Source organism: Acinetobacter sp. V2, from assembly GCF_001188385.1.
Classification (GTDB): domain Bacteria; phylum Pseudomonadota; class Gammaproteobacteria; order Pseudomonadales; family Moraxellaceae; genus Acinetobacter; species Acinetobacter oleivorans.
The window spans coordinates 158,545-160,502 of sequence record NZ_JZFB01000004.1; the positions used below are offsets into that span (position 1 = coordinate 158,545).

A 1,958-nucleotide genomic window follows, 5' to 3' on the forward strand; every position below is an offset into this window, starting at 1 on the left:
CAAAAGAAAAACTACGTAGGTGCTTACCAGTGGTATGAGCTTTCAACTCGTGATGGCATGCTCGACAATAAAGTGATTAGCCTATCTGAAGGTAAGAAAACTGCTCTAGCGGCGAACTTAACTCAAGAACAAATCCGTACAGCGCGTGACCGTGCAGATAAATGGATTCAAGCACAATAATAACGGTTCATCCGTAAAAAACCTTACTCGACTAAAGCCACCTTGTATACTCTACAAGGTGGCTTTAGTTTAGGTTGTCCCATTTTATATTCTATTTATTTCCCTCTATATCCCCTCTTAAAAAACACGTAACATAACTCACGTTCGATATTAGCTATAAAGTTTGGTTTTATTATGTCTACCCCACATTGGTTTGATCAGGGCAGTTTAGTTCTTGCCAGCAATAACAAAGGTAAAGTCGCTGAGTTTGAAAAACTTTTTGAACAGCTTAAGTTACCTGTAGAAATTATTCCTCAAGGTCGCCTTAATATTCCCGATGCAATTGAAGATGGCTTAAGCTTTATTGAAAATGCCATTATTAAAGCTCGTCATGCCTCTCAAATTTCAGGTAAACCTGCTATGGCTGATGACTCAGGTATTTGTGTTCCTATCTTAGGCGGCGCACCTGGTATTTATTCAGCACGCTATGCTGGAGAACACGGTGACGATGCAGCGAACAATGCCAAATTATTAAATGATCTTTTGCCATTTCGTAAAAATGGTGAAGTGATTGAAGGCATGTTTGTATGTGTACTTGCTTTAGTAACGCATGCTGAAGATCCTTTGCCACAAGTTTTCCAAGGCATCTGGCACGGCGAAATTTTAGAAGCTGCACGCGGTGAAAATGGCTTTGGTTATGACCCATTATTCTGGTTACCTGAGCTACAAGTTTCTAGTGCTGAACTTTCTAAAGAAGACAAGAATAAGATTAGTCATCGTGGACAAGCGATGCAGTTATTTAGAGAGAGTTTAGTATAATTTTTTTCCATATAGCCTTTGAATACCACGTTAGAGAGTATTCGACTTTGTATAGGCAAATCTTACTTTTCAAAGATGAAAAGTAAGCAAAAATCTTTTGTTAGACTGATGACACGTCCTGAGCGATTTCCAAAGCACTGCTTTGGAAATCAGCGCAAGGCAGTGACATGGCGGCATCCATGCCGCCTTCGCACAAGCAAATGTGGGGAAAGAACTTTAAAAATTATAGTGGAAAATGCAAAAACACAGCATAAATCGCAATACACACACAACTCACAATCGTCCCTGAGGCGATATAAGCCGCAGATCTTCCTGTTCCTTGATAATGTGTTTCTAGCGCTACAATATTGGCTGCTGGTGGCAAACAGAACATTAAAAACATGACTCCAATTTGCTGACTTATATTTGGAATCGGTAGAAATCTATAAGTTAAGCCACAAAGAATAAGTCCACACACCACCTTAAATGCTTGAGCTTTCGTACTGTAGATTAGGTCTTTTAAATGCACTCGAGTACGACGTAACCACATTCCCAATACACACATTCCAGCAAACGTCATTGCAAACTTGGCAACCTCATATACCCAATGTATGGCAGGATGCTCGATATGCTGAGCACCTAACAACCTGAGCACAAGCGCGCAAAAGATTGAAATACACGGTGGAGACGTTAAAACTTTTTTTAATATGCTGAGCTTACTTTGTGGTGCTGTAGTGACTGCCGTAACAGCCCATGCATTTCCAAAAAGAGACATACCAATATATAGCGCAACAATTGGGGCCGTAGCATCAGGGCCAAATAAAGCCATAGCAAAAGGAAAACCGAGCCAGCCCATGTTGGTATAACTTACGCAAAGCGCTAATAATCTGTCTTTAAATAAAGCTAAATAAGCAAAGAAAATAAGAAATGCTGAACCGAAGCTAAAGAGCATCAAACTCAAACTACCCGGCTGATAAAATACCATGTTGTAAATAATCACA

General features: G+C 39.9%; 2 protein-coding genes and 1 pseudogene. 2 read left to right on the plus strand and 1 reads right to left on the minus strand.

Features of this window, described 5'->3' with window-relative positions; genetic code table 11:
- Both UC75_RS21750 and rdgB read left to right on the plus strand, forming a co-directional pair.
- Positions 1–180: pseudogene (locus UC75_RS21750) on the plus strand (sel1 repeat family protein); the annotation flags it as partial.
- 174 nt (positions 181–354) lie between these two features.
- On the plus strand, positions 355–978 hold the full coding sequence (gene rdgB, locus UC75_RS13685) for an RdgB/HAM1 family non-canonical purine NTP pyrophosphatase (protein ID WP_049837918.1): 624 nt from the start codon (positions 355–357) through the stop codon (positions 976–978).
- A gap of 223 nt (positions 979–1,201) precedes the next feature.
- Here rdgB and UC75_RS13690 read toward each other — a convergent pair.
- Positions 1,202–1,958 (minus strand): AEC family transporter (locus tag UC75_RS13690; RefSeq protein WP_228137376.1); only part of this gene is annotated, 757 nt, incomplete at its 5' end.

Bases quoted from the DNA above. Each gene is read 5' to 3' on its own strand.
- rdgB (WP_049837918.1), top strand. From the start codon at position 355: ATGTCTACCCCACATTGGTTTGATCAGGGCAGTTTAGTTCTTGCCAGC.